The sequence below is a fragment of the Streptomyces sp. NPDC096046 genome (genome assembly GCF_040303285.1).
Lineage (GTDB): Bacteria > Actinomycetota > Actinomycetes > Streptomycetales > Streptomycetaceae > Streptomyces.
Genome location: NZ_JBEOSZ010000012.1, coordinates 111,275 through 134,526 on the forward strand (window position 1 = coordinate 111,275; position 23,252 = coordinate 134,526).

Genomic DNA, 23,252 nt, shown 5'->3' on the forward strand with positions numbered 1-23,252 from the left:
CTTGAGTCAGCGCCCCCAGGCACTGTTCGCCATGGCCGCCGAGAACGTGCCGCAGGTCTTCCCGCCCGGGGTGCTGGCGCGGCTGCGCGAATCCGTGGACGTCGATCCGGACCTCGTCGCCCAGGACTTCACCGAGCCGCGTGTCCTCGACGCGCTGGCCCGGACCGAGATCCTGGTGACCGGCTGGGGGTGCCCCCGCCTCGACGCGGCGGTCCTGGACGCCGCTCCCCGGCTGCGGGCGGTGCTCCACTCGGCCGGCTCCGTGAAGTCCTTCGCCACCCACGCCCTCCGGGAGCGCGGCGTCACCGTCTCCTCGGCCGCCGCCGCCAACGCGCTGCCGGTCGCCGAGTACACCCTCGCCATGGTCCTGCTCGCCGGGAAGGACGTCCTCGCCGCCCGCGACCGCCTGCGCACCTCCCGCACGTCCGCCGGCTGGGGCGTCATCCCCGGAATCGGCAACTACGGCCGCCGGGTCGGCGTCATCGGCGCCTCCCGCATCGGCCGCCGCGTCCTCGACCTGCTCCGCCCCTTCGACCTGCGCCCCGCCCTCACCGACCCGTACGTCGACGAGCGGCAGGCCGCCGAGCTGGGCGTCCCCCTGCTGCCCCTGGACGAGCTGCTGCGCACGTCCGGCATCGTCACCGTCCACGCCCCCGAGACGCCCGAGACCCACCACATGATCGGCCGCCGCGAGCTGGCCCTGATGCCCGACGGGGCCGTGCTGATCAACACCGCGCGCGGCGCGCTGGTCGACCACGACGCCCTCGTGGCGGAACTGCGCGCCGGGCGCCTGACGGCGATCCTCGACGTCACCGACCCCGAGCCGCTCCCCGCCGACTCGCCCCTCTACGACCTGCCCGGCGCCTTCGTGACCCCCCACCTCGCGGGCTCCCAGGGCAACGAGCTGGCCCGGCTCGGCCTGACGGTCGCACAGGAGGCGGAACGGCTGCTGGCCGGGGAGGAGCCGGCGCACGCGGTCGACTGGGCGGCACTGGCGCGCGAAGCCTGACCCGCTCGCCCACCCCGGCGAAAAGCCATGACGAACAGGACATTCCATCAGCTCGGGGGGACCCGGTACCGGCCGCGTACACCCATGGGCATACCGTGAGGAGTCGTACGTCCGAACCGGGAGGAGACACGGGATGGGCAGCCGTACCGCGCTGGTCGAGGATCTGATGGAGCGGTTCCCGCACGTGCCGCGGGAGGCCGTCTTCAAGGAGGACCTGCTCCGCGGCGGAGTCGCCTTCGACCCGTCCGCGCTCAGCGACAACGAGGGCGGCGAGGTCAAGCCGAAGTCGTACTTCATCTTCTCCTTCGACCACGGCACCCTGCCCGAACTGGGCGAGGCCGCGCTGCGCCGGCCGCCCGAGGAGATCATCCTCACCGGCGGCCCCTACGACCTGCGCCGCACCGTCGTCTCGGTGAGGGTGAACCCCTCCTCGCCGTACCGCGTCGCCGCGAACGAGGACGGGGTGCTCGGCCTCTACCTCGACGGCAAGCGGATCTCCGACGTCGGCGTGCCGCCCATGCCCGAGTACTACCGGCACACCCTCTCCAACGGGAAGTCGGTCATGGAGGTCGCCCCGACCATCCAGTGGGGCTACCTGATCTACCTGACCGTCTTCCGGGTCTGCCAGTACTTCGGCGCCAAGGAGGAGTGCCAGTACTGCGACATCAACCACAACTGGCGCCAGCACAAGGCCGCCGGCCGGCCCTACACGGGCGTGAAGGACGTCGAGGAGGTCCTGGAGGCCCTGGAGATCATCGACCGGTACGACACGGCGAAGGCCTCCACCGCCTACACCCTCACCGGCGGCGCCATCACCAAGACGGTCTCCGGCCGCGACGAGGCCGACTTCTACGGCCACTACGCCAAGGCCATCGAGGAGCGCTTCCCCGGCCGCTGGATCGGCAAGGTCGTCGCCCAGGCGCTGCCCCGCGACGACGTCCGGCGCTTCAAGGACTACGGGGTGCAGATCTACCACCCCAACTACGAGGTGTGGGACGAGTACCTCTTCAAGATGTACTGCCCGGGCAAGGAGCGGTACGTCGGCCGGGACGAGTGGCACAAGAGGATCCTCGACTCGGCCGAGATCTTCGGCGCGCGCAACGTCATCCCCAACTTCGTGGCGGGCGTGGAGATGGCCGAGCCGTTCGGCTTCAAGACGGTCGACGAGGCCATCGCCTCCACCACCGAGGGCCTGCGCTTCTTCATGTCACACGGCATCACACCCCGTTTCACGACCTGGTGCCCGGAGCCCACGACCCCGCTCGGCAAGGCCAACCCGCAGGGCGCGCCCCTGGAGTACCACATCCGCCTGCTCCAGGCCTACCGGCAGACGATGGAGGACTTCGGTCTCTCCTCGCCCCCCGGTTACGGGCCGCCCGGTGCCGGCAACGCGGTCTTCTCGGTCAGCTCCTTCATGGACAGCCTCCCGGCCGACGAACCGACCGCTGTTTGATAACGCTTCGATGACGTCGCCCTTCATGGCGGCACCGCATTGAGCAGCGGGGCGGTCGCACCCGTATGACACTCCGAGGCCGGAGCCATGGGGATGCGGCCGCCCTGTCGTGATATCTGAACAGGGCGCTTGTCAGTTGTGTGAGAGGCGTGAAAAGCTCTTGCCCTGCCGCGAGGTTCCCCCCAACTCCAATGCCGATGTGGTGAGTTGACCTCGCTTGTGGATGCAGGAGACTCATGCCCGACCTGCCGACCCCTCAGGACGCCACCGAGGCCGCGCTGTTCTCCGAGTGCTGGGACGCGGTCCTCGCGTACGCCGATCTGTGCACGTCCGGTTCCACCGCCGCGGCACAGCTGGGCCGCGAGGCGTTCGCGCACGGCATACGTGAGGCCCGGGCCGCCGAAACCGGCCCCATCCGCGGCACCGGCCGCCGCCCGGCCCGGCTGCCCCGCATACCCCTGCTGCTGACCGCCGTACGCACCACGGCCGCGGCCTGGGAAGAGGAGGGGCAAGGCCACAGACTCGACCCCGACCTGCGCCTGTGGCTCAACTCGGACAACGCCGCCCGCTACACCGGCCCGCCCCTGCAGCGTCCGCTCGCACTGCGCGGCCTGCGCGATCTGCAGCAGCCCGACGCGGAACTGCTCTGGTTCGCCGAGGTGGAGGCGCTGCCGCTGCCCCTGGTCGCGCGCCGTCTGGGCCTCGACCCGGCCGGCGCCGCCGAGGAACTCCAGCAGGTACGCACCCTGTTCCGGGAACGCTGCCACCGCAACCACCTCGACACGCCGATGGACGCCCGGTGCCGCAGCTACGCCCGGCTGCTGGACGCCGTCACCCGCTCCGCCGCCGCCGAGACCCCCGGCGACCTCTCCCGCCACCTCGCCACCTGCGTGCAGTGCGCCGAGGCCGCCGCCTGTCTGCGCCTGCACGGCGGTGGACTGCCCGGTGCGCTGGCCGGCGGAGTGATCGGCTGGGGCGGCCTCGCCTACCTGGAGCGCCGCCGCCGCGCCGCCGAGGTGCGGCTCGGCGCGGGACGCCCCGGCGCCGCGGACCAGGCCGCCGGAGAGCCGGAGGAGGCGGAGCAGAAGGCGCGCGCCGCCCGCAACGGCCTCCTCGTCGCCGCGGTCCTGGTCTCCGTGCTGGCCCTCGGCGTCTCCCTGATGCCCTTCGGCGGCGAGGGCGGCGACCTCGGCGCACGCGAGGGCGTCGACCGTCAGCCGGTGGCCGATCCCGGCCCGTCCCTGCCCTCCGCCCCCTCCCTGCCGCCCGCGACCTCGAAGCCGGACACCCGGAACACGCAGAAGACCGAGCGGCCGGACCCCTCCGGCGCGCCGGAGGACAAGAACCGCCACACCGAACCGCAGGGCACCTCCTCACCCACCCACCGGGCCGAGCCCGGCGAGAGCGGGGAACCCGCCTGCCGGGTGGAGTACGACCTGGTCAACCAGTGGCCCGACGGCTTCCAGGCCACCGTCACCGTCACCAGCGCCGGGTCCCTCGACTCCTGGCGCCTCGCCTGGTCCTTCCGGGACGGCCAGCAGGTCGGCCAGATGTGGGACGCCTCCGTCGCCCAGAACGGCTCCCGCGTCACCGCGACCGCCGCCGACTACAACAAGGCGGTCCCCGCGGGCGGCGACCTGGCCTTCGGCTTCCTCGCCTCCTGGCACGGGAAGAACTCCCCGCCGTACGACTTCGAGCTGAACGGCCGCGCCTGCGCGAAAAGCGGTTGACGCACCTCCGCCGTGACGGGATAGCGTGACGGCGGTTCCGCGCACACGACGGTTCCACGACGAGAAGAAGCAGAAGAAGAGAGGAGGTGTCGACCGATGGCTGTCATTGCGATGAGCGCTGCCCGCGTCCAGTTCATCACGTCCACCTCCGCGGCCGCCGGCTGATCCGACCGACTGTCGGGCCGGGGCCGACCTGGAAAGGGTCACCCTTGTCTTCCTCTTCCGCTTCATCCGTTTCCTCCGCGCTCGCTCCCTACGGCTGGGACGAGGCCTGGGCCGAGGCGTTCGCCCCCTACGCGGCCGAAGGGCTGCTGCCCGGCCGCGTCGTCCGGGTCGACCGCGGGCAGTGCGACGTCGTCACCGCCGGCGCACTCCTGCGGGCCGACACCGCGTTCGTCACCCCGCACGACCCCCTGCGGGTCGTGTGCACCGGCGACTGGGTCGCCGTCGAGCCCGGCGGGAACCCGCGCTACGTGCGCACCTGTCTGCCACGCCGCACCGCCTTCGTCCGCTCCACCTCCTCCCAGCGCTCCGAGGGGCAGATCCTCGCGGCCAACGTCGACCACGCCGTCATCGCCGTGTCCCTCGCGGTCGAGCTGGACCTCGGCCGCGTCGAGCGCTTCCTGGCGCTCGCCTGGGAGTCCGGGGCCCAGCCCGTCGTCGTCCTCACCAAGGCCGACCTCGTGCCGGACGCCGTGACCCTTTCTCACCTCGTCCAGGACGTGGAGACGAGCGCGCCCGGCGTGCCGGTCGTGCCGGTCAGCTGCGTCGACGACAGGGGAGGGCTCGACGTGCTCACCGCGATCGTCGGCGGGGGGACGTCCGTGCTGCTCGGGCAGTCCGGCGCGGGCAAGTCGACCCTCGCCAACGCGCTGCTCGGCGAGGACGTGATGGCCGTCCAGGCCACCCGGGACATCGACGGCAAGGGCCGTCACACCACGACCACGCGCAACCTGCTCGCGCTGCCCGGCGGGGGCGTCCTGATCGACACCCCAGGACTGCGCGGCGTCGGCCTGTGGGACGCCGAAACCGGTGTCGGGCAGGTGTTCTCCGAGATCGGGGAACTGGCCGAGCGGTGCCGCTTCCACGACTGCGCCCACGAGGCCGAGCCGGGCTGTGCCGTGCTGGCCGCCGTCGAGACCGGCGCACTGCCGGAACGACGGCTGCAGAGCTACCGCAAGCTCCTGCGGGAGAACCAGCGCATCGTCGCCAAGACCGACGCCCGCCTGCGGGCCGAGATCCGCAAGGACTGGAAGCGGAAGGGGGCGATCGGCAGGGCCGCGATGGAGGCGAAGCGCGGACCGCACTGGCGCTCGTAATAAGGCCGCCGGGGGCCGCCGACCGCGTCGAGGGTGCTGTCCGATTTCCGCCAGCGGCCACCCGGCCCACGGCGGAGACTGGACCTGTGACGGACCAGGGAACGGACGAGGACACCAGGTACGAGGCCGTACGGGGCCGCGACGCCCGTTTCGACGGCGTGTTCTTCTTCGCCGTCGAGACGACCGGCATCTACTGCCGGCCGAGCTGCCCCGCGGTCACCCCGAAGCGGGCCAACGTACGGTTCTTCGCCACGGCCGCCGCCGCGCAGGGCTCGGGATTCCGGGCCTGCCGACGGTGCCGCCCGGACACCGTGCCCGGCTCCGCCGAGTGGAACGTCCGCGCGGACGTGGTCGCCCGGGCCGTGCGGCTGATCGCCGACGGCGTGGTCGACCGGGAGGGCGTCCCCGGGCTCGCCGGACGTCTCGGCTACAGCGCACGACAGGTGCAGCGGCAGCTCACCGCCGAGCTCGGCGCCGGGCCGGTCGCCCTCGCCCGGGCCCAGCGGGCCCACACCGCGCGCGTCCTGGTGCAGACCACCGAGCTGCCGATCACCGAGATCGCGTTCGCGTCGGGATTCGCCAGCGTGCGGCAGTTCAACGACACGATCCGGGCCGTGTACGCGGCGACCCCGAGCGAGCTGCGCGCCGCCGCACCGAAGAACGGCCGGGGCCGCCGTACGGCCACCCCGAACGCCGGCATCCCGCTCCGGCTCGCCCACCGCGGCCCCTACCGGGCCGGGCCCGTCTTCGACCTGCTGGAACGCGAGGCCGTGCCCGGGATCGAGCAGGTGAGCGGCCCGCCCGGCACCCGCACCTACCGGCGCACCCTCCGCCTCCCGTACGGCACCGGCATCGTCGCCGTCGGCGAACGCCCCGGCACCACGCGGACCCGACCCGGCGCCCACCCGGGCGGCTGGCTGGACGCCCGGCTTCACCTCACCGACCCGCGCGACCTGACCACCGCCGTCCAGCGGCTGCGCAGACTCTTCGACCTCGACGCCGACCCGTTCGCCGTCGACGGGCGCCTCGCCGCCGACCCGCGGCTGGCCCCCCTGGTCGCCGCCCGGCCCGGTCTGCGCTCACCGGGCACCGCCGACCCGGAGGAACTCGCGGTACGCGCGCTGGTGGGGCCAGCGGAGGCGGAACGGCTCGTACGGCGCCACGGCAAGGCCCTCGACGCCCCCTGCGGCAGCCTCACCCACCTCTTCCCCGAGCCCGCCGTCCTCGCCGGGGCAGAACCCGACGGCATCCTCGGCGCGCTCACGACCGCCCTCGCCGACCACGCCGTCCGCCTGGACCCCGGGGCCGACCGGGAGGACGCGCGGCACGCCCTGCGCGCCGTGCCCGGGCTGGACGCCCGCACGGTCGCGGTCATCCGCACCCGCGCCCTGGGCGACCCGGACGTGGCCCCGCCCGGCCTCGACGCCCCCGACCACTGGCGCCCCTGGCGCTCGTACGCTGTGAACCACCTGCGCGCAGCAGGGGAGTGGGAGTTGTGATGACCGACCCGACCTACTGGACGAGCGTGCCGGGCCCCCTCGGGCCGCTGCTCCTGACCGCCGCCCCGACCGGCGAACTGACCTCCGTGTCCGTGCCCGGCCAGAAAGGCGGACGCGAGGTGCGCGACGACTGGCGACGCGACGCCGGGCCCTTCCGGGAGGCCGAAGAACAGCTCACCGCCTACTTCGCCGGGGAGCTGAAGGAGTTCCACCTGGCCTGGCGCACCGAGGGCACCGCCTTCCGGGAGAAGGTCTGGGCCGCCCTGGACGACATCCCCTACGGCTCGACCGTGACGTACGGCGAGATCGCCGTGCGCATCGGGGCGCCCCGGGCGGCCGTGCGGGCCGTGGGCGGTGCGATCGGGGCGAATCCGCTGCTGGTGGTCCGCCCCTGCCACCGGGTGATCGGGGCGGGCGGCGCACTGACCGGATACGCGGGGGGCCTGGACCGCAAGGTGCGGCTGCTGACGCACGAGGGGGTGCTGCCGGCGTGAGACTCAGCCCCACACGACCGCGCCCGCCCAGGCCGCCGCGATCAGCTGGCAGGTGAACAGTTCGACCAGGATGCGGGAGCCGCCCGCGCGCATGACCGTGCGCAGGGCGGCGACCGCGTCGGCGTGACGGCCGAGGCGCAGCCGTTCGAAGAGGTAGACACCGGCCAGAAATCCGGGGATCGCACCGAGGACGGGGACCAGGACGAAACCGAGGACGGAACCGGCTCCGGCGTAGGCCAGCATGCGGCTGTTGGTGCGGTTCACGCGCAGCCGCCGGGGCGGCAGGGCCCAGCGCACACCCAGCGAGACGAGCAGCAGAACCGTGGCGCCGACCAGCACCCACCAGGCGACGGGCTGCGGATCCTTCAGCGCCCACCACATGACCGCGGCCCACACCAGCCACGATCCCGGCATGGCGGGCAGCAGCACTCCGCACAGCCCGAGCAGGATGACCAGCCCGACCAGCAGGAGGTCCCACACTCCCATCTGACCAGACTGCCGGAATACGCGAGAACGCGCAGGTCAGCAGCGTGGCCGGGGCTCAGACCCGCAGGTCAGCCGCTCGCGGACCGCCGGACGCCGAATATCGCATGACAGTTCTACGGCTCACTCGACGTGTCGTTCACCGGCGGGTGACTGGCCGGTTTTTTCCACAAGCCCCGTTTTCACCCCGCTCGTGCGGTGGACAATGACCGGCATGAGCCAGCAGGGGGGAAGGCCCACCGGTCCCGAGGACGACTGGTGGAGGCAGTTGTACGACGACTCCACCGACGACACGGGCCCCACGCCGGCACCGGACTCCCTCGACGACCGGTTCGCGTCCGCGTCCGGGGCCGTGGGAGACGGTCCGGAAGGACGGTCCGGATCCACGGCCGGGCCGGTGCGGCGGCCCTCCCGAGCGGAGCCGGTGGTCCCGGCGCCCCGGTCCGGGGCCGACGACATGATGGACGTGCTCCGCCCCGGCGACCCGTCACCCGACAGGCGACGCCCCACCGGCTCACCCGCCACCCAGCGCCCCGCCGAGCCCCCGCAGCCGCCTCCGCCGCCTCCGTCCTCGCCCCCCGCCACCCCTCCCGCGACCGACCGTCCCGGCCCCCGGATCGAGCGCCCCGTGCGCACCCCCGGGTCCCGTGGCCACGTCGGGACCCGGCCGCCCACCTACGACGCCGAACCCACCGCTCTCCCGGCCGCGGATCCGGATGATCTCGATGACCTCGTGGCGGACACCGTGCTGGACGGGGCCCGGTACGGAGCCTGCACGTTGCGGGCCGTTTCCGTGCGGGGGGACTCCGCGCGGTACCGGGGGGAGCCCCGCAGGGACGCGCTGCTCACGGCCCGGTTCGGCGCGGGGGAGCAGGCGCTGCTGCTGGTGGCGATGGCGACCGGGGTCCGGGCCACGCGGGGTGCGCACCGGGCCGCCGCCGAGGCCTGTGGCTGGATCGGGCGGGCCGTGGGGCGCAGTCACACGCGTCTGGTCGAGGACATAAGGGACGGCCGGCGCGGCGACCTCAAGTCCGGGCTGCACCGGCTCACGGACCGCAGCCTCGGCAAGCTGCGGGCCAGCGCCTCCGAGCAGGGCGTGGACCCCGAGGAGTACGCGGCCGGCCTGCGCTGCCTGCTGTTGCCGGCCGATCCCGCCTGCCGTACGCGTGTGTTCTTCGGGGTCGGGCCGGGCGGCCTGTTCCGGTTGCGGGAGGGGGAGTGGCAGGACATCGAGCCGCAGGTCGCCGAGGTCAAGGGTGAACCCGTCGTGGGGTTCGGCTCGCCGCCCTCCGAGAACCCCGAGGGCGACCGGCTCACCATGGACCTGGGCATCCCGACACCGCCCAGCCCGTACGAACCGGCGCCGGAGCCGCCCCGCGAGCCCTTCCGGTTCCGGACCTCCGTCGCCCGCCCGGGTGACACGCTCCTGATGTGCAGCGCCGGTCTCGCCGAACCCCTGCGCGGTGAGCCCGAACTGGGCGAGTACCTCGCCGAGCGGTGGTCCCGGACCGAACCGCCCGGCCTCGCCGCGTTCCTCGCCGACTCCCAAGTACGGGTCAAGGGTTATGCGGACGACCGTACGGCCGCCGCGGTATGGGAGGCGTGAGCGCGGCTCGTGTGACCTGATGCAACCCGGGGGACGGTGAGCGTGACGTGTCCTGGTTCTAGCGGTAGGGCGTCCACTCGCGCGCGGAGGTGTCGTACATGTAGCGGGGCAGGTCCTTGATGCCGCTGGTGCGGAACGGGCGACCGCCGTCGTCGATCCGTACCGTGCCCGTGCGGCCCTGTGAGGACCAGTCCAGCTCGAGGTACCAGCGGCAGTCGCACGCCAGGGTCCGGGCGTTGACGAGCAGCACCTCGGGGTCCTGGGCGGAGACGCGGTAGGGCATGCGCATCGCCGGGATCGGCGTACCCGCGTCGCCCCCGGCGACCGAGCGGGCGATGGGGCGGTTCTTGTCGAGGTCCACGTCGAACGAGCGCGGCGTGAGCGAACCGCCGCAGCCCTGGTCCATGGAGTAGGCGTTGCCCGGGGCGGGCGCCGAACGCCCCACGACGCGCACACGCAGTGCCTCCAGCACGACCGCCGTGTCGGTGCGCCCCTGCAGGGACAGCCGCACGAGTGTCTCGCCGCCATGCACCGCGTTGTGTGCGGCGGCCCAGACTCCGGCGTCCTGCGGGACGGGCGGCGGTGCCACCTGCCCGGGTGGCCTGGCGACGACGTAGTCGTGGCCGCAGCCGAGCTTCCAGGCCTGGGAGTCGGCCGACCAGGTGAGGGGGACGGCGGGGTCGGCCGCGCCGGCGGGCGGGGTGGCGCGGCCGGAGGGGGAGGGCGAGGGGGAGGGCTTCTTCTCCGGAGGGGCGGAGGGCGAGGGCGGCCGGGCGGTGGGGGAACTGTCGCTCGGAGCGGGGGAGGCGCTCTCGCGGTCGGGGGCTTCTGACCCCGCCGTACCGGACGGGGCCGGACCGGTCGACGGGACACGGCCGTCGGCGGCCGCACGCCGCCCGTCCAGCAGTGCGGCCAGGCTCCCGAGTACCGCGAGCACCGCGCAGGCGGCCGCCAGTCCCACCGCGACGCGTCCCCGGCGGTACCAGGGGCGGCGGGGAGAGGGCGGCGCCTCATCGGCAGGACCGTCGCCGTCGACCGGCGCGCCCTCCGGTTCCTCCGCCTCGGCGGCGACCGCGCCCTCCTCGGCCGTACCGGCCACGCCGGCGGTGCGGGGCCGCTGCCGTGCCGCCACCGCCAGGAGCCAGCGGCGGTGGAGCTCATGACGTTCCTCCGGGGACGCCCCGCACAGGGCGGCGAAGCGCTCCACGGGGGCGAAGTCGACCGGGACCGCCTCGCCCGCGCAGTAGCGGTGCAGGGTCGAGGTGTTCATCGCCAGGCGCCGGGCCAGTGCCCCGTAACTGCGGTCCGTGCGCTCCTTCAGCGTTCTCAGCAGCGCCGCGAACTCGCCGACGTCGTCCACATCGTGCTGTGCCGACACCGTTCCCCCGTCCTCAAGGTCCGACCCGGCCCGGAACGGCATCCCAGGCACCTCATGTACCTGCACGTCAGACGGGCTGGGATGGTTCCACCGTGCCGGATCGGACGCGGGCTGTTGCGTCCGCCCGGTGTGACCGCTGATGCTTCTGGTGCCGCACCGACCAGGTCCGGGCCGCCCAGCCGGCCCGGCAGCGGCATCGACCATCCACGCATTCAGTCACGGGGGACACCCATGTCCAAGCACGTCCGAGCCAGCGCGCTCACCGCCCTCACCGTCGCCGCCCTCGCGGCTGGCACGGTCCTCACGGCACCGGCCGCCGGTGCCGCGCCGAAGGCCGCCGCACCGAAGTTCCTGTCGGCGTCCCAGCTGCCGCCGCACCCGACGTCGTCCTGGACCGCCGGCCCGGTCACCGAAGGGTTCCCGGACGGACTCGGCTTCTGCGTGGACACGGAGAGCGTGACCTCCTACGACTACCGGTACCGGGAGTTCCGGACCGACCTGGAGACCAGCGCCGAGCAGTTGACCGTCGTGGCGGACACAGCGGCCCTGGCGAAGGCCCTGGCGAAGCACTACGACGACCTGATCCGCACCTGTGCCGAGCGCATCGAGAGGAACGACCCGGACGTCAAGGCCGAGGGCCGGGACTACGGTTCGCTGCCGGTCGAGGAAGGCGCCCGCGTCCGTGGCCTGCACACCGAGACGTCCTGGGGTGCCACGGACATCTCGCTGCTGTCCGTCGGGCGCGACGGCAGGACGGTCACCGTCGTGGGGTGGGGCCAGATGGGCGACTTCGGGGACGCCCCCGTGGGCGCCTTCAAGAAGACGACGACCACCGCCGTCAACAAGCTGTACTGACCGAGCCCGACGGAAGACCGGGGCCGTCCTCCCGCCACGGGGGTGGGGGAGGACGGCCCCTACCGCTCGTGGCGGCCGTGCGGACCGTCGGACTTCGGCCAACTTCACCGCGGCGCCGCGCACTCCGGCCCGCCGCCCCGGCCGTTCGCCGCGTACGCGCGGAGCGACAGTCGGCCCTCGGCCCATCGTCCGATCTCCCTGCGGTCGGGCTCCACTCGAGGACTCTGATCGGCTACCCTCTTGTCCCCCTCTCCTCCACCCGCCTGTCGCTCGGGGGCCCGCCGCCCGGACCGCCCGTCCCGCCCCGGTGGCCGAACACCTGGTCGTTGACGATTCGACATGACTGCCGCGTGCCCGTTGGGGCATGGATCCCCGTGAACGTGTTCGAGCAGGAGGGGAACCGACATCGGCGCGCGGGCGGGGGTCATGGAGAGGCAGGCACGACGAGGCGGTCCCATAGCGATCGGGGGCTTCTCGACGAAGACGGTGGTGGACAGGACCGACGACGTCACGGAGCAGACGCCGGCGCCTCAGTTGAGGCGCAGACTCGGGCGGGCGGACCTGCGGGCCGTCCCGGAGGCCCGCCGGGCCCTGCGGGAACTGCTCGGACAGTGGGGGAAACACGGACAATCGGACGTCGCGGAACTGCTCACCAGCGAACTCGTCACCAACGCGATCGTCCACACCGACCACGACGCGGTCCTCACGGTCACCGTCTTACCCCGCGGACTGCGGGTGGAGGTGCGGGACTTCGTGGCCCGCAGGCCCCGGCTGCGGGTGGCGGTCCCCGACGAGGGCACGAACGGCAGGGGCCTGCTCCTGGTGCAGTCCCTCGCGGACGCCTGGGGGGTCCGGCCGCACGGAGTGGGCAAGGCCGTCTGGTTCGAGCTGGAGGCCGAGGCGGCCTGAACGCCGAAGGGGCGCGGCCCGCAGGCCACGCCCCCTCACCGCCGTTCTGCGGCTCGGCTAACCGAACTGCTGCTCGAGGTCCTTGAGCTTGCGCTCCAGGGAGTCCAGCCGCGGCAGTGCCATGGTGTCGTCCTCCGCGGTGAGGTCCACGGTCACCGGGTCAGCGCCTTTGCGGACCGGCTGAAGGGAGGGACGCGAGCGGACGGGCAGGGGCTCCGGTGCCGATATGGCAGGCTCCGCGGAGACTTGCGAGGAGCCGCGCTCCACCTGCACCTCGAGCTGCCGTCCGCCGCCCCGGCCGAAGTGGCCGCGGTGACCGCGGCTGATCGCCTTCAGCTGGGCCCGCTCCACGCGCTGCTGGTCACGCCGCCGCTGCCGGGTCTCTTCCTTCTTGCGCTTGTCCTCGCGCACCTCGTCGACCGCCTCGTCCAGGCTGCGCACACCCTCGAGGAGCATCAGCGACCAGGCGCGGTAGGTCTCCCGGGGGGCCCGCACCCAGCGCACCATACGGATCTGCGGCAGCGGGCGGGGCACCAGGCCCTGCTCCCGCAGGGCGGCTCGGCGGGTCTGCTTCAAAGCGCGGTCGAAGAGGACCGCGGCCGACAGGGACATGCCGGCGAAGAAGTGGGGAGCACCCGCGTGGCCGGCGCCCCGGGGCGCGTGCACCCAGTTGAACCAGGCCGCGGCGAAGGCGAACGTCCAGACGAGTATCCGGGAGCCGAGTGCCGCGTCACCGTGGCTGGCCTCGCGTACCGCGAGGACGGAGCAGAACATCGCCGCACCGTCCAGGCCGAACGGGACGAGGTACTGCCAGCCGCCGGACAGGCCGAGGTTCTGCTCACCGAAGCCGACCAGACCGTGGAAGGAGAGCAGGGCGGCCACGGCCGCACAGCAGAAGAGCAGGAGGTAGGAGAGGGTGCCGTAGAGGGCTTCCTTGCGTCTGCGGCGTTCCTCGCTGCGCTCCCAGGAGTCGTCCGCGCTCGTGTCCTTGACCGAGGAGCGCTTGCCGCGCGCGAGCACCGCCACCGCCGCCAGCATGCCCAGGAGAAGCACGGCGCCCGGAAGCAGCCAGTTCAGCGATATGTCGGTCAGTCTCATCTGGGTGGTCCCTTGCATTGGGATAGGGCGTAACGCCCGCCATATTGGCCCAATCCCATTGGCCCTCAGGGGGTTTCGGGGCAAGAGGCCGCCAAGGAAGTGCAAGGGAATGCCCAGGGCGGCGTTCTGCTCGAACTGCCGCTTGAGGGGCGGGAGTTGAGTTCGAACAAGACTACCCGTACGAGTGGTTCTCCGGAAAGTTCCCGTGACGCGTGAGGAAGGTGTGAATCGCCTGTGGGCGCATGGGCGACCGGTTCCGCGGTGATCTTACGGGACGCCGGGAGTGATCGACCCCGCTCGTGCCTCAACCGGCCGTGGCCAGCAGCCTGGTGACCCGGTCCGTGTCACAGGTGCGCGGGCACGTGGCGCAGGTGTCCTCCGGGCGCAGCGTGTAGAACATGCAGCAGCTCGCGCGGTCGCGGGTGAGCAGCGGCTCACCGCCGGGGCCGGTCAGCTCCCGGAACGCGGCCGTGCCCACGTACGGCTTGGTCGCGCCCGGCAGGAGCAGCTCCAGCTCGCGCATCGCGCGCCGCTCCTCGGTCTCACCGAGCAACTGGGCGACGTACCAGAGACCCTCGACGATCTCGTCGGTCGCCATCCCCCACAGGGCGCGGCCGCGGCGCCGCATCCGGGGGCCGAAACCGGTCAGGACCGGCTCCAGGTGCTCGGCGACCGCCGACCGCACCTCCGCCCGCAGCGCCTCCTCGTCCGGGACGACCCGGGCGCCGGGCAGGGCGGCCGCCTCGTCGCCGGGCAGGCAGGCGAAGCCGGTGGGGCGGACGGCCAGGTGCCCGAGGGCGTGGCCGGGGGCGGTGCGGTCGTACGAGACGTGCGTCACGGGGTAGCGGGGGACCCGGCGGTGCAGGAACCACGGCACGGTGATGAGGAGGCAGGCGGGCCAGGCGTAGCGGTGCAGACCGAAGCCGGCGACGACGTCGGGGCGGGCCTGGGTCGCGTAGTCCCGCTCGATCTGGTCCACGTCCCACGCGAGGAAGCGGTCGAGGGCGGGGCCGGCGGCCGCGAGGTCGGCCGCCGCGGTCCAGCCGCCGCCCCGCGGTGACCGGTCCTCGCCGGCCAGTTCGGTGACGGCGAGCCCGGGGAGGACCTCGGCCAGGCGGGTGTAGGCGCCGGAGACGGCCGAAAGGGGCGCGGGCATGTGATCACCGATCCGTCGGGCTGAAACGGGGCTTCTCGAAGGTAAGCCTAACCTTACTTGTGATCCGTGGAAACTGAACGGGGATGTGTTCTGAGGGCCGGGGCGCTTATGGTGCTTGACGGACGAGTAACAACCCGCCGCAATGACCCCAAGTAGCGATACGTCCGGAGGAGGACCCGTGAAGCAGGGAGCGCAGGGCTCCGCGGAAACGGGGACTCCGTGGGCGGCCGGTACGGCCGCGCCGGGTGCGCCGGCCGGGCAGGCGCGCGTCCCGCAGCAGTCCGGGGCGGTGCGGGGGGAGCACACGCACAGTGAGCCGCCCGCGCCACGGGCTCGGCCGGTGATCCAGCGGGCCTCCGTGCGCGGGCAGATCCTGAACGCGCTGCGGGCCGCGCTGGTGGCCGGGGATCTGCGGCCGGGAGAGGTGTACTCGGCGCCGGTGCTCGGCGAGCGGTTCGGGGTCTCGGCGACGCCGGTCCGGGAAGCCATGCAGCAACTGACCCTCGAAGGGGCCGTCGAGGTGGTGCCCAACCGTGGGTTCCGGGTGGTCGAACGGGGGGTGCGGGAACTGGCGGAACTGGCCGAGATCCGCACGCTGATCGAGGTCCCGGTGATGCTGCGGCTGGCCCGTACCGTCCCCGCCGAACGCTGGGCCGCGCTGCGCCCACTCGCCGAGGCGACGGTCCGCGCGGCGTCCTCCGGCTGCCGCGCGACCTACGCGGAGTCCGACCGGGGATTCCACCGGGCCGTGCTGTCCCTCTCGGGTAACGAGCAGTTGGTCCGGATCGCGGAGGATCTGCACCGCAGGGCGCAGTGGCCGCTGGTCGGGGGTGCGCCGGGGGGTCGGGGGCGGGCCGACCTGGTGGCGGACGCGCACGAGCACACGGCGTTGCTGGACGCGCTGATCGCGCGGGACCTGGATGTGGTGCGGGCGCTGGTGGGCGAGCACTTCGCGGGGGCGGCGGCGGCCGGTTGAGCTCGAGCGGTGGTGGGTGCGCGTCGTCTGCGCCTCTTCGCCGGGTGTGGGTCGGGGCCGCGCCGGGGGTGTCCGTCCTCGGAACGGCGCGATGGGGTGTCATACCGACTCACTGGCGTTGACGCGCCAACCGCTGCGGGCGGACACCCCCGACACGTCCCCTTGCGGCGTACGGCGGCTGTGGCCGCGTGGGGGCGGGCCGCCGCTTCCGCTGAGTTGCGGGCAATCGGGCCGCCCAGGACGGCACGGGTGGGCACCCCGTCACCCCGTCACGCCGGGTTGCGGATCTACCCGCCCTCTCAGCGACAGCGCCGAGTCCCCCGTACCCCCTCAAGCCGTCGCGGCCGGTGGTACCGGCGGTGCCAACTGGCGGGACAGCCACGTCGGTACGCCCCCGAGCAGCCGGAACAACCGCCGGGCCTCCTCCCGCAGCCGGGAGGCCTCCGGCTCCGTCTCGGCGTCGGCGAGGGACACCAGCGCCGGGGCCGTGCCGACGAGGTAGCCCAGCTCCTCCCGGATCCGCAGGGACTCCGCGAAACCGTGCCGGGCCTCCGCCAGCTCCCCGTCCCGCAGGGCCAATCCCGCGAGGTGACGCCATGTGAAGGACAGCAGCAGCGGGTCGGAGTGCGCGGTCGCCCCCGCATGGGCCCGACGGTACGCGGCCCGCGCGGCCTGGGGCGCGCTCGTCAGGTTCTCCGCCAGGAGACCGCGACGGAAGTCGAGCAGGGCCCGCGCCGGAGCCCCCGGAGGGACCAGCGCCGCGGCCCGCCCCAGCGCGGCCCGTGCCTCGTCGGCCCGGTCCCGCACCGCGAGCAGGGTCGCCGCGTAGGCCAAGTACCCGCGTTCACAAGCGGCCGCGCCCCGTTCGTCGTCGCTGTGAGCCATCGCCTCGGCCGTGCGCAGCGCGTCCTCGGCCTCCTCCCAGCCCTGCTCGGTGTAGAGACACCGTTCCACCAGCAGCGACGCGCGTTGCAGGGCCGTCGCCGGTGTGGCCGGCAGCAGCAGGGCGGCCGCGTCGGCCCAGCACCCGCGGGAGCGCAGCCGCCATACCGCGGTCTGGAGGGGATCGTCACCGGCGGTCGTTCCGTTACCAGACATGGCGGAATGCGCCACGTTGCCCTCCCCGAGCACGCCATCGAGCTGTTGAGTGGTGGCGGCATCTCAGCACGAATCGGCGGGCCGGGCCAAGAGGCCGGGTGAAGGATTTCACAAAGTCGTGGGACTCGGGGGTGTCCCGGGTTCGCCCCGCGTATCAGCTCATGCGCAGCGCCAGGAAGAAGTCCAGCTTGTCCTCCAGGCGTGACAGGTCGCGACTCGTCAACTGCTCGATACGCCCGACCCGGTAGCGCAGCGTGTTGACGTGCAGGTGCAGACGGCCGGCGCAGCGGGTCCAGGAGCCGTCGCAGTCGAGGAACGCCTCCAGGGTGGGGATCAGCTCGGCGCGGTGGCGGCGGTCGTAGTCGCGCAGGGGGTCCAGGAGGCGGGCCGTGAAGGCCCGGCGGACGTCGTCCGGGACGAACGGCAGCAGCAGGACGTGCGAGGCCAGTTCCTGGTGGCCCGCCGCGCAGACCCGGCCCGGCCGGGCCGCGGCGACGCGGCGGGCGTGGCGGGCCTCCTCCAGCGCGCCGCGCAGGCCCTCCGCCGAGTGGACGGCCGCGCTGACGCCCAGGGTGAGGCGGCCGTCGCCGTCGAGACCCGCCGTCAGGGGGTCTCGCACCGATTCCAGGAGCGCGTCGGCGAGGACGCCCCTCTCCGAGCCGTCGTGCTCCGTGGAGACGGCCGGAAGGGGCACCAGGGCGATGGCCTCGTCGCCCGTGTGGGCCACGGCGATGCGGTCGGAGTGCTCGGGCCCGGCGGCGGCGGGGTCGACGAGGACCTCCTCCAGCAGGGCCTGCGCCACCGGGCCGCCCTCGATCTCCTCGCCGTCCCACTCGACGCGGGCCACGACCACCTGCCAGTGCGGCGCGGTGCCCAGGCCGGGCAGCAGCACCGGCGCCGCCACGCGCAGCCGGGCGGCGATCTCGGCGGGTGCCGCGCCCGTCTGGACCAGTTCCAGGACCTCCTGGGCGAGGCGGCGGCGGACCGTGCGGGCGGCGTCGCGGCGGTCCCGTTCGACCGCGATCAGCTGGGTGACGCCGTAGAGCAGGTCCAAGCGTTCCTCCGGCCAGTCCCCGGCGTCCGCCTCGACGGCCAGCAGCCAGTCCGACAGGACGGTCTCGCGGACGTCCCGGGACGGCTGCGGGGAGCGGCCCGTGGAGCGGACCGGAAACAGGGAGTACGTGGTGGCGCCCAGGACGGCGCGGTGAGGGCCGCGGCGGCCCGTGCGGGTGGCGGCCAGGTGCTCTCCGGCGAGCCGGGCGCACGTCCCGGCCGGCAGGGTGGGGCCCGCCGCCTTCGAGCCCGCGATCAGGCGGCCGGTGGGGGAGAGGACCCAGGCCCGCAGGTCCAGGTCCGTGCCGAGCAGGTCCAGGACCACGTCCGGGCCGCCGCCCGCCGGGCCGGAGGTCATCATCCGGCGGTGCCGGTCGACGACCGCCGCGAGGTCTCCGGCGCGCTCGCCGGAGACCTGCCGCACGACGTGCTCGGTGATCGTCGCGAACGCCACCGACTCGTGCACCGCGAAGAGCGGCAGGTGGTGGCGGGCGCAGGCCACCACCAGGTCTTCGGGGACGTCCTCGAGCTCCGCCTCGCCCGCGGCGAGCGCCGTCACGCCCGCCTGCACCAGGATCCGGACGAACGGCTCCGAGTCGTCGGCGTCCCGGCGCCAGGCCAGACCCGTGAGCACCAGCTCACCGCCCGCGAGGTAGCGGCTGGGGTCGCGCAGGTCGGTGGTCATCACACCCCGCACGGTGCGGTCCAGCTCGTCCTCGCCGCCGAGCAGCTTGAGGCCCAGCGCGTCGGTGTCCAGCAGTGCGCGCAGCCGCATTCTCGTCGCCGCCGTTCTCTGTCTCGAAATCTTTGGTGGATCTTGGAGGGAAATGCGAGGAACGCATGTTCGGGGGGTCGGTGGGCGGCGCCCGTCGGCCTCCGGACCGCATCCGGGTTGTGTCCCAGGTCACGCGGCTGTGTTGCGCGTTTCGCCAGGAGAACGAGGAGGTTTCCGATGACCTCCGTTCATACGAATCTACAAGATGCCTTTCCTGGCCAGCCAACTCCTTCATGGTTTCCGTGACTGACTCGCTCGGCGCAACGCGCTGTGTACTGGCTCCACTACGCGTCAACAGCACATGAACGAGCCGGGACCGCCGCACACGGATTGGCTCAATCTGAACGTTCCACGAGAAGACGAAGAAGAGAGCCGGTCATGGACTTCCTTCGCCCCGCCAGCTGGGAGGAGGCGCTCGCCGCGAAGGCGGAGCACCCCTCGGCTGTGCCGATTGCGGGTGGCACCGACGTGATGGTCGAGATCAACTTCGACCACCGCCGACCCGAGTACCTCCTGGACCTGAACCGCATCGGCGATCTCTCCGAGTGGGAGGTCGGCGAGGAGAGCGTGCGGCTGGGTGCCTCCGTGCCGTACACCAAGATCATGGAGAACCTGCGCACCGAGCTGCCGGGTCTCGCCCTCGCCTCGCACACGGTCGCCTCACCGCAGATCCGCAACCGCGGCGGCGTCGGCGGCAACCTCGGCACCGCCTCCCCGGCCGGTGACGCCCACCCCGCCCTGCTCGCCGCGGGCGCCGAGGTGGAGGTCGAGTCGGTGCGCGGCACGCGCCGCATCCCCATCGACGCGTTCTACACGGGCGTGAAGCGCAACGCGCTGGCGGCGGACGAGCTGATCAGGGCCGTGCACGTGAAGAAGGCCGACGGACCGCAGCAGTTCTCCAAGGTGGGCACGCGCAACGCCATGGTCATCGCCGTCTGCGCCTTCGGGCTCGCCCTGCACCCGCGGACCCGGACGGTGCGGACCGGGATCGGCTCGGCCGCTCCCACACCCGTCCGGGCCGGGGCCGCCGAGGAATTCCTGAACGCCGCGCTGGAGGAGGGCGGCTTCTGGGACAACGGGCAGATCATCACCCCGTCGGTCGCCAAGCAGTTCGCGGACCTGTGCTCCGCCGCCTGCAACCCGATCGACGACGTCCGGGGCACCGCGAGCTACCGCCGCCACGCGGTCGGCGTCATGGCCCGCCGCACACTGACCTGGACCTGGGAGTCCTACCGCGGCGCCCGCCGCACCATCGAGGGAGCTGCGTGATGCGCGTCAACTTCACGGTCAACGGCCGTCCGCAGGAAGCCGACGACGTGTGGGAGGGCGAGTCCCTGCTGTACGTGCTGAGGGAGCGGCTCGGGCTGCCGGGTTCGAAGAACGCCTGCGAGCAGGGCGAGTGCGGCTCGTGCACGGTCCGGCTGGACGGTGTGCCGGTGTGTTCGTGCCTGGTCGCCGCCGGGCAGGTGGAGGGCCGGGAGGTCGTCACCGTCGAGGGGCTCGCCGACTTCGCCAAGCAGCGTGCGGAGCACGGCGGTTGCGCCACCGGCGCCTGCGGCACCTCGCTCCAGGACGCCCGGCAGTGGGCGGCGAAGGGGCAGGACTCGCAGACCGGCGAGGGCACCGAACTCTCCCCGATCCAGCAGGCGTTCATCGACGCCGGCGCCGTGCAGTGCGGCTTCTGCACCCCCGGTCTGCTGGTCGCCGCCGACGAGATGCTGGAGCGCAACCCGAACCCGACCGACGCGGACATCCGCGAGGCGCTGTCGGGCAACCTGTGCCGCTGCACCGGCTACGAGAAGATCATGGACGCGGTCCGTCTCGCGGCCGCCCGGCAGGGAGAGGCGGTCTGATCATGGCTTCCCCCAGCGGAACCCCCACGAAGATCACCCAGGGATCCCGGACCAAGGGCGGCATCGGCGAGAGCACGCTGCGCCCCGACGGCACCCTCAAGGTCACCGGCGAGTTCGCGTACTCGTCCGACATGTGGCACGAGGACATGCTGTGGGGGCAGATCCTGCGTTCCACCGTCGCGCACGCCGAGATCGTGTCCATCGACACCGGCGAGGCGCTGGCCACGCCGGGCGTCTACGCCGTCCTGACCTACGACGACCTGCCCACCGACGTGAAGAACTACGGGCTGGAGATCCAGGACACCCCGGTCCTCGCCCACGGCAAGGTCCGCCACCACGGCGAGCCGGTCGCCCTGGTCGCCGCCGACCACCCGGAGACCGCGCGCCGCGCCGCCGCGAAGATCAAGGTGGACTACCGGGAGCTGCCCGTCGTCACCGACGAGGCCTCCGCCACCGCCCCCGACGCGATCCTCATCCACGAGCACCGCGACGACCTCCCCCAAGGGCCTCCGGCAAGCTCCGGTCCAGGGGGGACCCCCATCGCCGGCCACGTCCCGCACCCCAACATCGTGCACCGCCAGCCGATCATCCGGGGTGACGTCGCGGCGGCACGCGAACGGGCCGACGTGATCGTCACGGGCGAGTACACCTTCGGCATGCAGGACCAGGCCTTCCTCGGCCCCGAGTCCGGCCTCGCCGTGCCCGAGGAGGACGGCGGCGTCCACCTCTACATCGCCACCCAGTGGCTGCACAGCGACCTGCGACAGATCGCGCCCGTGCTCGGACTGCCCGAGGACAAGGTACGGATGACGCTGGCCGGCGTCGGCGGCGCGTTCGGTGGCCGCGAGGACCTGTCGATGCAGATCCACGCCTGCCTGCTGGCCCTGCGCACCGGCAAGCCCGTCAAGATCGTCTACAACCGGTTCGAGTCGTTCTTCGGGCACGTCCACCGCCACCCCGCGAAGCTCCACTACGAGCACGGGGCCACCAAGGACGGCAAGCTCACCCACCTGAAGTGCCGGATCGTCCTGGACGGCGGCGCCTACGCCTCCGCCTCCCCGGCCGTCGTCGGCAACGCCTCCTCCCTGTCCGTCGGCCCGTACGTGGTCGAGGACGTGGACATCGAGGCCATCGCCCTCTACACCAACAACCCGCCCTGCGGCGCGATGCGCGGTTTCGGCGCGGTCCAGGCGTGCTTCGCCTACGAGGCGCAGATGGACAAGCTCGCCGCGAAACTCGGCATGGACCCGGTGGAGTTCCGCCGGCTCAACGCCATGGAGCAGGGCACGCTCCTGCCGACGGGCCAGCCCGTCGACTCCCCGGCCCCGGTCGCCGAACTCCTGCGCCGCGTCAAGGCGATGCCGATGCCGCCGGAGCGCCAGTGGGAGTCCAGCGAGGGCGCCGACGTACGGCAGCTGCCGGGCGGCCTGTCCAACACCACGCACGGCGAGGGCGTCGTCCGCGGGGTCGGCTACGCGGTCGGCATCAAGAACGTCGGCTTCTCCGAGGGGTTCGACGACTACTCCACCGCCAGGGTCCGCCTGGAGGTCGTCGCCGGTGAGCCCGTCGCCACCGTGCACACCGCCATGGCGGAGGTCGGCCAGGGCGGCGTCACCGTCCACGCGCAGATCGCCCGCACCGAACTGGGCGTCACACAGGTGACCATCCACCCGGCCGACACCAAGGTGGGCAGCGCCGGTTCGACGTCGGCCTCGCGGCAGACGTACGTCACCGGCGGCGCCGTGAAGAACTCCTGCGAGCTGGTCCGCGAGAAGGTCCTGGAGATCGGGCGCCGCAAGTTCGGCTCCTACCACCCGGCCTGGGCGACGGCCGAGCTGCTCCTGGAGGACGGCAAGGTCGTCACCGACGGCGGTGAGGTCCTCGGCGACCTGGTCGACGTCCTGGAGGGCGAGGCCGTCGAGGTCGAGGCGGAGTGGCGGCACCGGCCGACCGAGCCCTTCGACCTGCGCACCGGCCAGGGCAACGGGCATGTGCAGTACTCCTTCGCCGCGCACCGGGCCGTCGTCGAGGTCGACACCGAACTCGGCCTGGTCAAGGTCATCGAACTGGCCTGCGCCCAGGACGTCGGCAAAGCGCTCAACCCGCTGTCGGTGCTCGGCCAGATCCAGGGCGGCACCACGCAGGGCCTGGGCGTGGCCGTCATGGAGGAGATCGTCGTCGACCCCAAGACGGCGAAGGTCAAGAACCCCTCCTTCACCGACTACCTGATCCCGACCATCCTCGACACGCCGACCATCCCGGTCGACGTCCTCGAACTCGCCGACGAGCACGCCCCGTACGGGCTGCGCGGCATCGGCGAGGCGCCCACCCTGTCGTCGACCCCGGCCGTGCTCGCGGCCATCCGCGACGCGACCGGGCTCGAGCTGAACCGGACCCCGGTGAGGCCCGAGCACCTGACGGGTACGCAGCTCTCCGAGGGCTGAGCAGTCTCGTTCCCCCGGGGGGCGCCGCCCCCCGGGTCCCCAGTTCGTCTCGGGCCGTCCCCCG

The 23,252-nt window shown here is 73.0% G+C and carries 19 protein-coding genes; 13 read left to right on the plus strand and 6 right to left on the minus strand.

Annotation, left to right across the window (positions count from 1 at the left end; genetic code table 11):
• The first annotated feature begins 1 nt into the window (after nt 1).
• The 6 genes from ABTX62_RS13720 (at nt 2) to ABTX62_RS13745 (ending at nt 7,504) form a co-directional block, all read left to right on the plus strand.
• On the plus strand, nt 2-1,009 hold the full coding sequence (locus tag ABTX62_RS13720; protein ID WP_352116339.1) for a hydroxyacid dehydrogenase: 1,008 nt from the start codon (nt 2-4) through the stop codon (nt 1,007-1,009).
• A 133-nt stretch (nt 1,010-1,142) separates the two neighbouring features.
• On the plus strand, nt 1,143-2,462 hold the full coding sequence (locus ABTX62_RS13725; protein WP_352116340.1) for a radical SAM protein: 1,320 nt from the start codon (nt 1,143-1,145) through the stop codon (nt 2,460-2,462).
• A gap of 236 nt (nt 2,463-2,698) precedes the next feature.
• Nucleotides 2,699-4,192, plus strand: coding sequence for a cellulose binding domain-containing protein (locus tag ABTX62_RS13730; RefSeq protein ID WP_352116341.1), 1,494 nt, complete (start codon nt 2,699-2,701; stop codon nt 4,190-4,192).
• Between the two features lie 209 nt (nt 4,193-4,401).
• Nucleotides 4,402-5,511 carry a ribosome small subunit-dependent GTPase A gene (gene rsgA / locus ABTX62_RS13735; RefSeq protein ID WP_352116342.1) on the plus strand — a complete coding sequence of 370 codons (1,110 nt, stop codon included), beginning with the start codon at nt 4,402-4,404 and terminating at the stop codon, nt 5,509-5,511.
• Nucleotides 5,512-5,597: 86 nt separating this feature from the next.
• Complete coding sequence (locus ABTX62_RS13740; RefSeq protein WP_352116343.1) at nt 5,598-7,010, plus strand: DNA-3-methyladenine glycosylase 2 family protein; 1,413 nt, start codon at nt 5,598-5,600, stop codon at nt 7,008-7,010.
• Nucleotides 7,010-7,504: a methylated-DNA--[protein]-cysteine S-methyltransferase gene (locus ABTX62_RS13745; RefSeq protein WP_352116344.1), complete on the plus strand. Its 495-nt coding sequence runs from the start codon at nt 7,010-7,012 to the stop codon at nt 7,502-7,504. The genes ABTX62_RS13740 and ABTX62_RS13745 overlap by 1 nt, the downstream gene beginning before the upstream one ends.
• Before the next feature lie 3 nt (nt 7,505-7,507).
• Here ABTX62_RS13745 and ABTX62_RS13750 read toward each other — a convergent pair whose 3' ends face one another.
• A complete protein-coding gene (locus ABTX62_RS13750) occupies nt 7,508-7,990 on the minus strand; it encodes a DUF456 domain-containing protein (RefSeq protein ID WP_352116345.1) in 483 nt (160 codons plus the stop codon).
• A 211-nt stretch (nt 7,991-8,201) separates the two neighbouring features.
• On the opposite strand from ABTX62_RS13750, the gene ABTX62_RS13755 reads away from it, so the two are divergent.
• Nucleotides 8,202-9,593: a protein phosphatase 2C domain-containing protein gene (locus tag ABTX62_RS13755; RefSeq protein WP_352116346.1), complete on the plus strand. Its 1,392-nt coding sequence runs from the start codon at nt 8,202-8,204 to the stop codon at nt 9,591-9,593.
• A 58-nt stretch (nt 9,594-9,651) separates the two neighbouring features.
• Here the strand turns inward: ABTX62_RS13755 and ABTX62_RS13760 are convergent, their stop codons facing one another.
• The gene (locus tag ABTX62_RS13760) at nt 9,652-10,971 is read right to left on the minus strand and encodes a transcriptional regulator (protein ID WP_352116347.1); all 1,320 of its coding nucleotides are present in this window, start codon (nt 10,969-10,971) and stop codon (nt 9,652-9,654) included.
• Between the two features lie 231 nt (nt 10,972-11,202).
• Here ABTX62_RS13760 and ABTX62_RS13765 point away from each other — a divergent pair, with 231 nt between their 5' ends.
• The gene (locus ABTX62_RS13765; RefSeq protein WP_352116348.1) at nt 11,203-11,826 is read left to right on the plus strand and encodes a hypothetical protein; all 624 of its coding nucleotides are present in this window, start codon (nt 11,203-11,205) and stop codon (nt 11,824-11,826) included.
• Nucleotides 11,827-12,252: 426 nt separating this feature from the next.
• On the plus strand, nt 12,253-12,735 hold the full coding sequence (locus ABTX62_RS13770; RefSeq protein ID WP_502997944.1) for an ATP-binding protein: 483 nt from the start codon (nt 12,253-12,255) through the stop codon (nt 12,733-12,735).
• A gap of 57 nt (nt 12,736-12,792) precedes the next feature.
• Here ABTX62_RS13770 and ABTX62_RS13775 read toward each other — a convergent pair whose 3' ends face one another.
• Both ABTX62_RS13775 and ABTX62_RS13780 read right to left on the minus strand, forming a co-directional pair.
• Nucleotides 12,793-13,833, minus strand: a complete 1,041-nt coding sequence (locus ABTX62_RS13775) for a DUF2637 domain-containing protein (protein WP_283971625.1) — start codon at nt 13,831-13,833, stop codon at nt 12,793-12,795.
• Nucleotides 13,834-14,137: 304 nt separating this feature from the next.
• The gene (locus ABTX62_RS13780; protein WP_352116350.1) at nt 14,138-14,989 is read right to left on the minus strand and encodes a (2Fe-2S)-binding protein; all 852 of its coding nucleotides are present in this window, start codon (nt 14,987-14,989) and stop codon (nt 14,138-14,140) included.
• Nucleotides 14,990-15,167: 178 nt separating this feature from the next.
• On the opposite strand from ABTX62_RS13780, the gene ABTX62_RS13785 reads away from it, so the two are divergent.
• On the plus strand, nt 15,168-15,965 hold the full coding sequence (locus ABTX62_RS13785) for a GntR family transcriptional regulator (RefSeq protein WP_352116351.1): 798 nt from the start codon (nt 15,168-15,170) through the stop codon (nt 15,963-15,965).
• A 330-nt stretch (nt 15,966-16,295) separates the two neighbouring features.
• Here ABTX62_RS13785 and ABTX62_RS13790 read toward each other — a convergent pair whose 3' ends face one another.
• Together ABTX62_RS13790 and ABTX62_RS13795 are read right to left on the minus strand one after the other, a co-directional pair.
• Nucleotides 16,296-17,063: a hypothetical protein gene (locus tag ABTX62_RS13790; protein WP_352116352.1), complete on the minus strand. Its 768-nt coding sequence runs from the start codon at nt 17,061-17,063 to the stop codon at nt 16,296-16,298.
• Between the two features lie 154 nt (nt 17,064-17,217).
• Nucleotides 17,218-18,891: a PucR family transcriptional regulator gene (locus ABTX62_RS13795; RefSeq protein WP_352116353.1), complete on the minus strand. Its 1,674-nt coding sequence runs from the start codon at nt 18,889-18,891 to the stop codon at nt 17,218-17,220.
• Nucleotides 18,892-19,269: 378 nt separating this feature from the next.
• Here ABTX62_RS13795 and ABTX62_RS13800 point away from each other — a divergent pair, with 378 nt between their 5' ends.
• Genes ABTX62_RS13800 through ABTX62_RS13810 form a run of 3 tightly spaced genes read left to right on the plus strand, consistent with a single transcriptional unit; the run spans nt 19,270 to nt 23,188 of the window.
• Complete coding sequence (locus ABTX62_RS13800; RefSeq protein ID WP_352116354.1) at nt 19,270-20,160, plus strand: FAD binding domain-containing protein; 891 nt, start codon at nt 19,270-19,272, stop codon at nt 20,158-20,160.
• Nucleotides 20,160-20,744 carry a (2Fe-2S)-binding protein gene (locus ABTX62_RS13805; protein WP_283971619.1) on the plus strand — a complete coding sequence of 195 codons (585 nt, stop codon included), beginning with the start codon at nt 20,160-20,162 and terminating at the stop codon, nt 20,742-20,744. The genes ABTX62_RS13800 and ABTX62_RS13805 overlap by 1 nt, the downstream gene beginning before the upstream one ends.
• A 2-nt stretch (nt 20,745-20,746) precedes the next feature.
• Nucleotides 20,747-23,188, plus strand: coding sequence for a xanthine dehydrogenase family protein molybdopterin-binding subunit (locus ABTX62_RS13810; RefSeq protein WP_352116355.1), 2,442 nt, complete (start codon nt 20,747-20,749; stop codon nt 23,186-23,188).
• Nucleotides 23,189-23,252 lie beyond the last annotated feature (64 nt).

Excerpts from the sequence above, each read along its gene's own strand:
- ABTX62_RS13725 (WP_352116340.1), top strand. The coding sequence starts at position 1,143 with ATGGGCAGCCGTACCGCGCTGGTCGAGGATCTGATGGAGCGGTTCCCG.
- ABTX62_RS13730 (WP_352116341.1), top strand. The coding sequence starts at position 2,699 with ATGCCCGACCTGCCGACCCCTCAGGACGCCACCGAGGCCGCGCTGTTC.
- ABTX62_RS13745 (WP_352116344.1), top strand. The coding sequence starts at position 7,010 with ATGACCGACCCGACCTACTGGACGAGCGTGCCGGGCCCCCTCGGGCCG.
- ABTX62_RS13750 (WP_352116345.1), bottom strand. The coding sequence starts at position 7,990 with ATGGGAGTGTGGGACCTCCTGCTGGTCGGGCTGGTCATCCTGCTCGGG.
- ABTX62_RS13755 (WP_352116346.1), top strand. The coding sequence starts at position 8,202 with ATGAGCCAGCAGGGGGGAAGGCCCACCGGTCCCGAGGACGACTGGTGG.
- ABTX62_RS13765 (WP_352116348.1), top strand. The coding sequence starts at position 11,203 with ATGTCCAAGCACGTCCGAGCCAGCGCGCTCACCGCCCTCACCGTCGCC.
- ABTX62_RS13770 (WP_502997944.1), top strand. The coding sequence starts at position 12,253 with ATGGAGAGGCAGGCACGACGAGGCGGTCCCATAGCGATCGGGGGCTTC.
- ABTX62_RS13775 (WP_283971625.1), bottom strand. The coding sequence starts at position 13,833 with ATGAGACTGACCGACATATCGCTGAACTGGCTGCTTCCGGGCGCCGTG.
- ABTX62_RS13780 (WP_352116350.1), bottom strand. The coding sequence starts at position 14,989 with ATGCCCGCGCCCCTTTCGGCCGTCTCCGGCGCCTACACCCGCCTGGCC.
- ABTX62_RS13790 (WP_352116352.1), bottom strand. The coding sequence starts at position 17,063 with ATGTCTGGTAACGGAACGACCGCCGGTGACGATCCCCTCCAGACCGCG.
- ABTX62_RS13795 (WP_352116353.1), bottom strand. The coding sequence starts at position 18,891 with ATGCGGCTGCGCGCACTGCTGGACACCGACGCGCTGGGCCTCAAGCTG.
- ABTX62_RS13800 (WP_352116354.1), top strand. The coding sequence starts at position 19,270 with ATGGACTTCCTTCGCCCCGCCAGCTGGGAGGAGGCGCTCGCCGCGAAG.
- ABTX62_RS13805 (WP_283971619.1), top strand. The coding sequence starts at position 20,160 with ATGCGCGTCAACTTCACGGTCAACGGCCGTCCGCAGGAAGCCGACGAC.
- ABTX62_RS13810 (WP_352116355.1), top strand. The coding sequence starts at position 20,747 with ATGGCTTCCCCCAGCGGAACCCCCACGAAGATCACCCAGGGATCCCGG.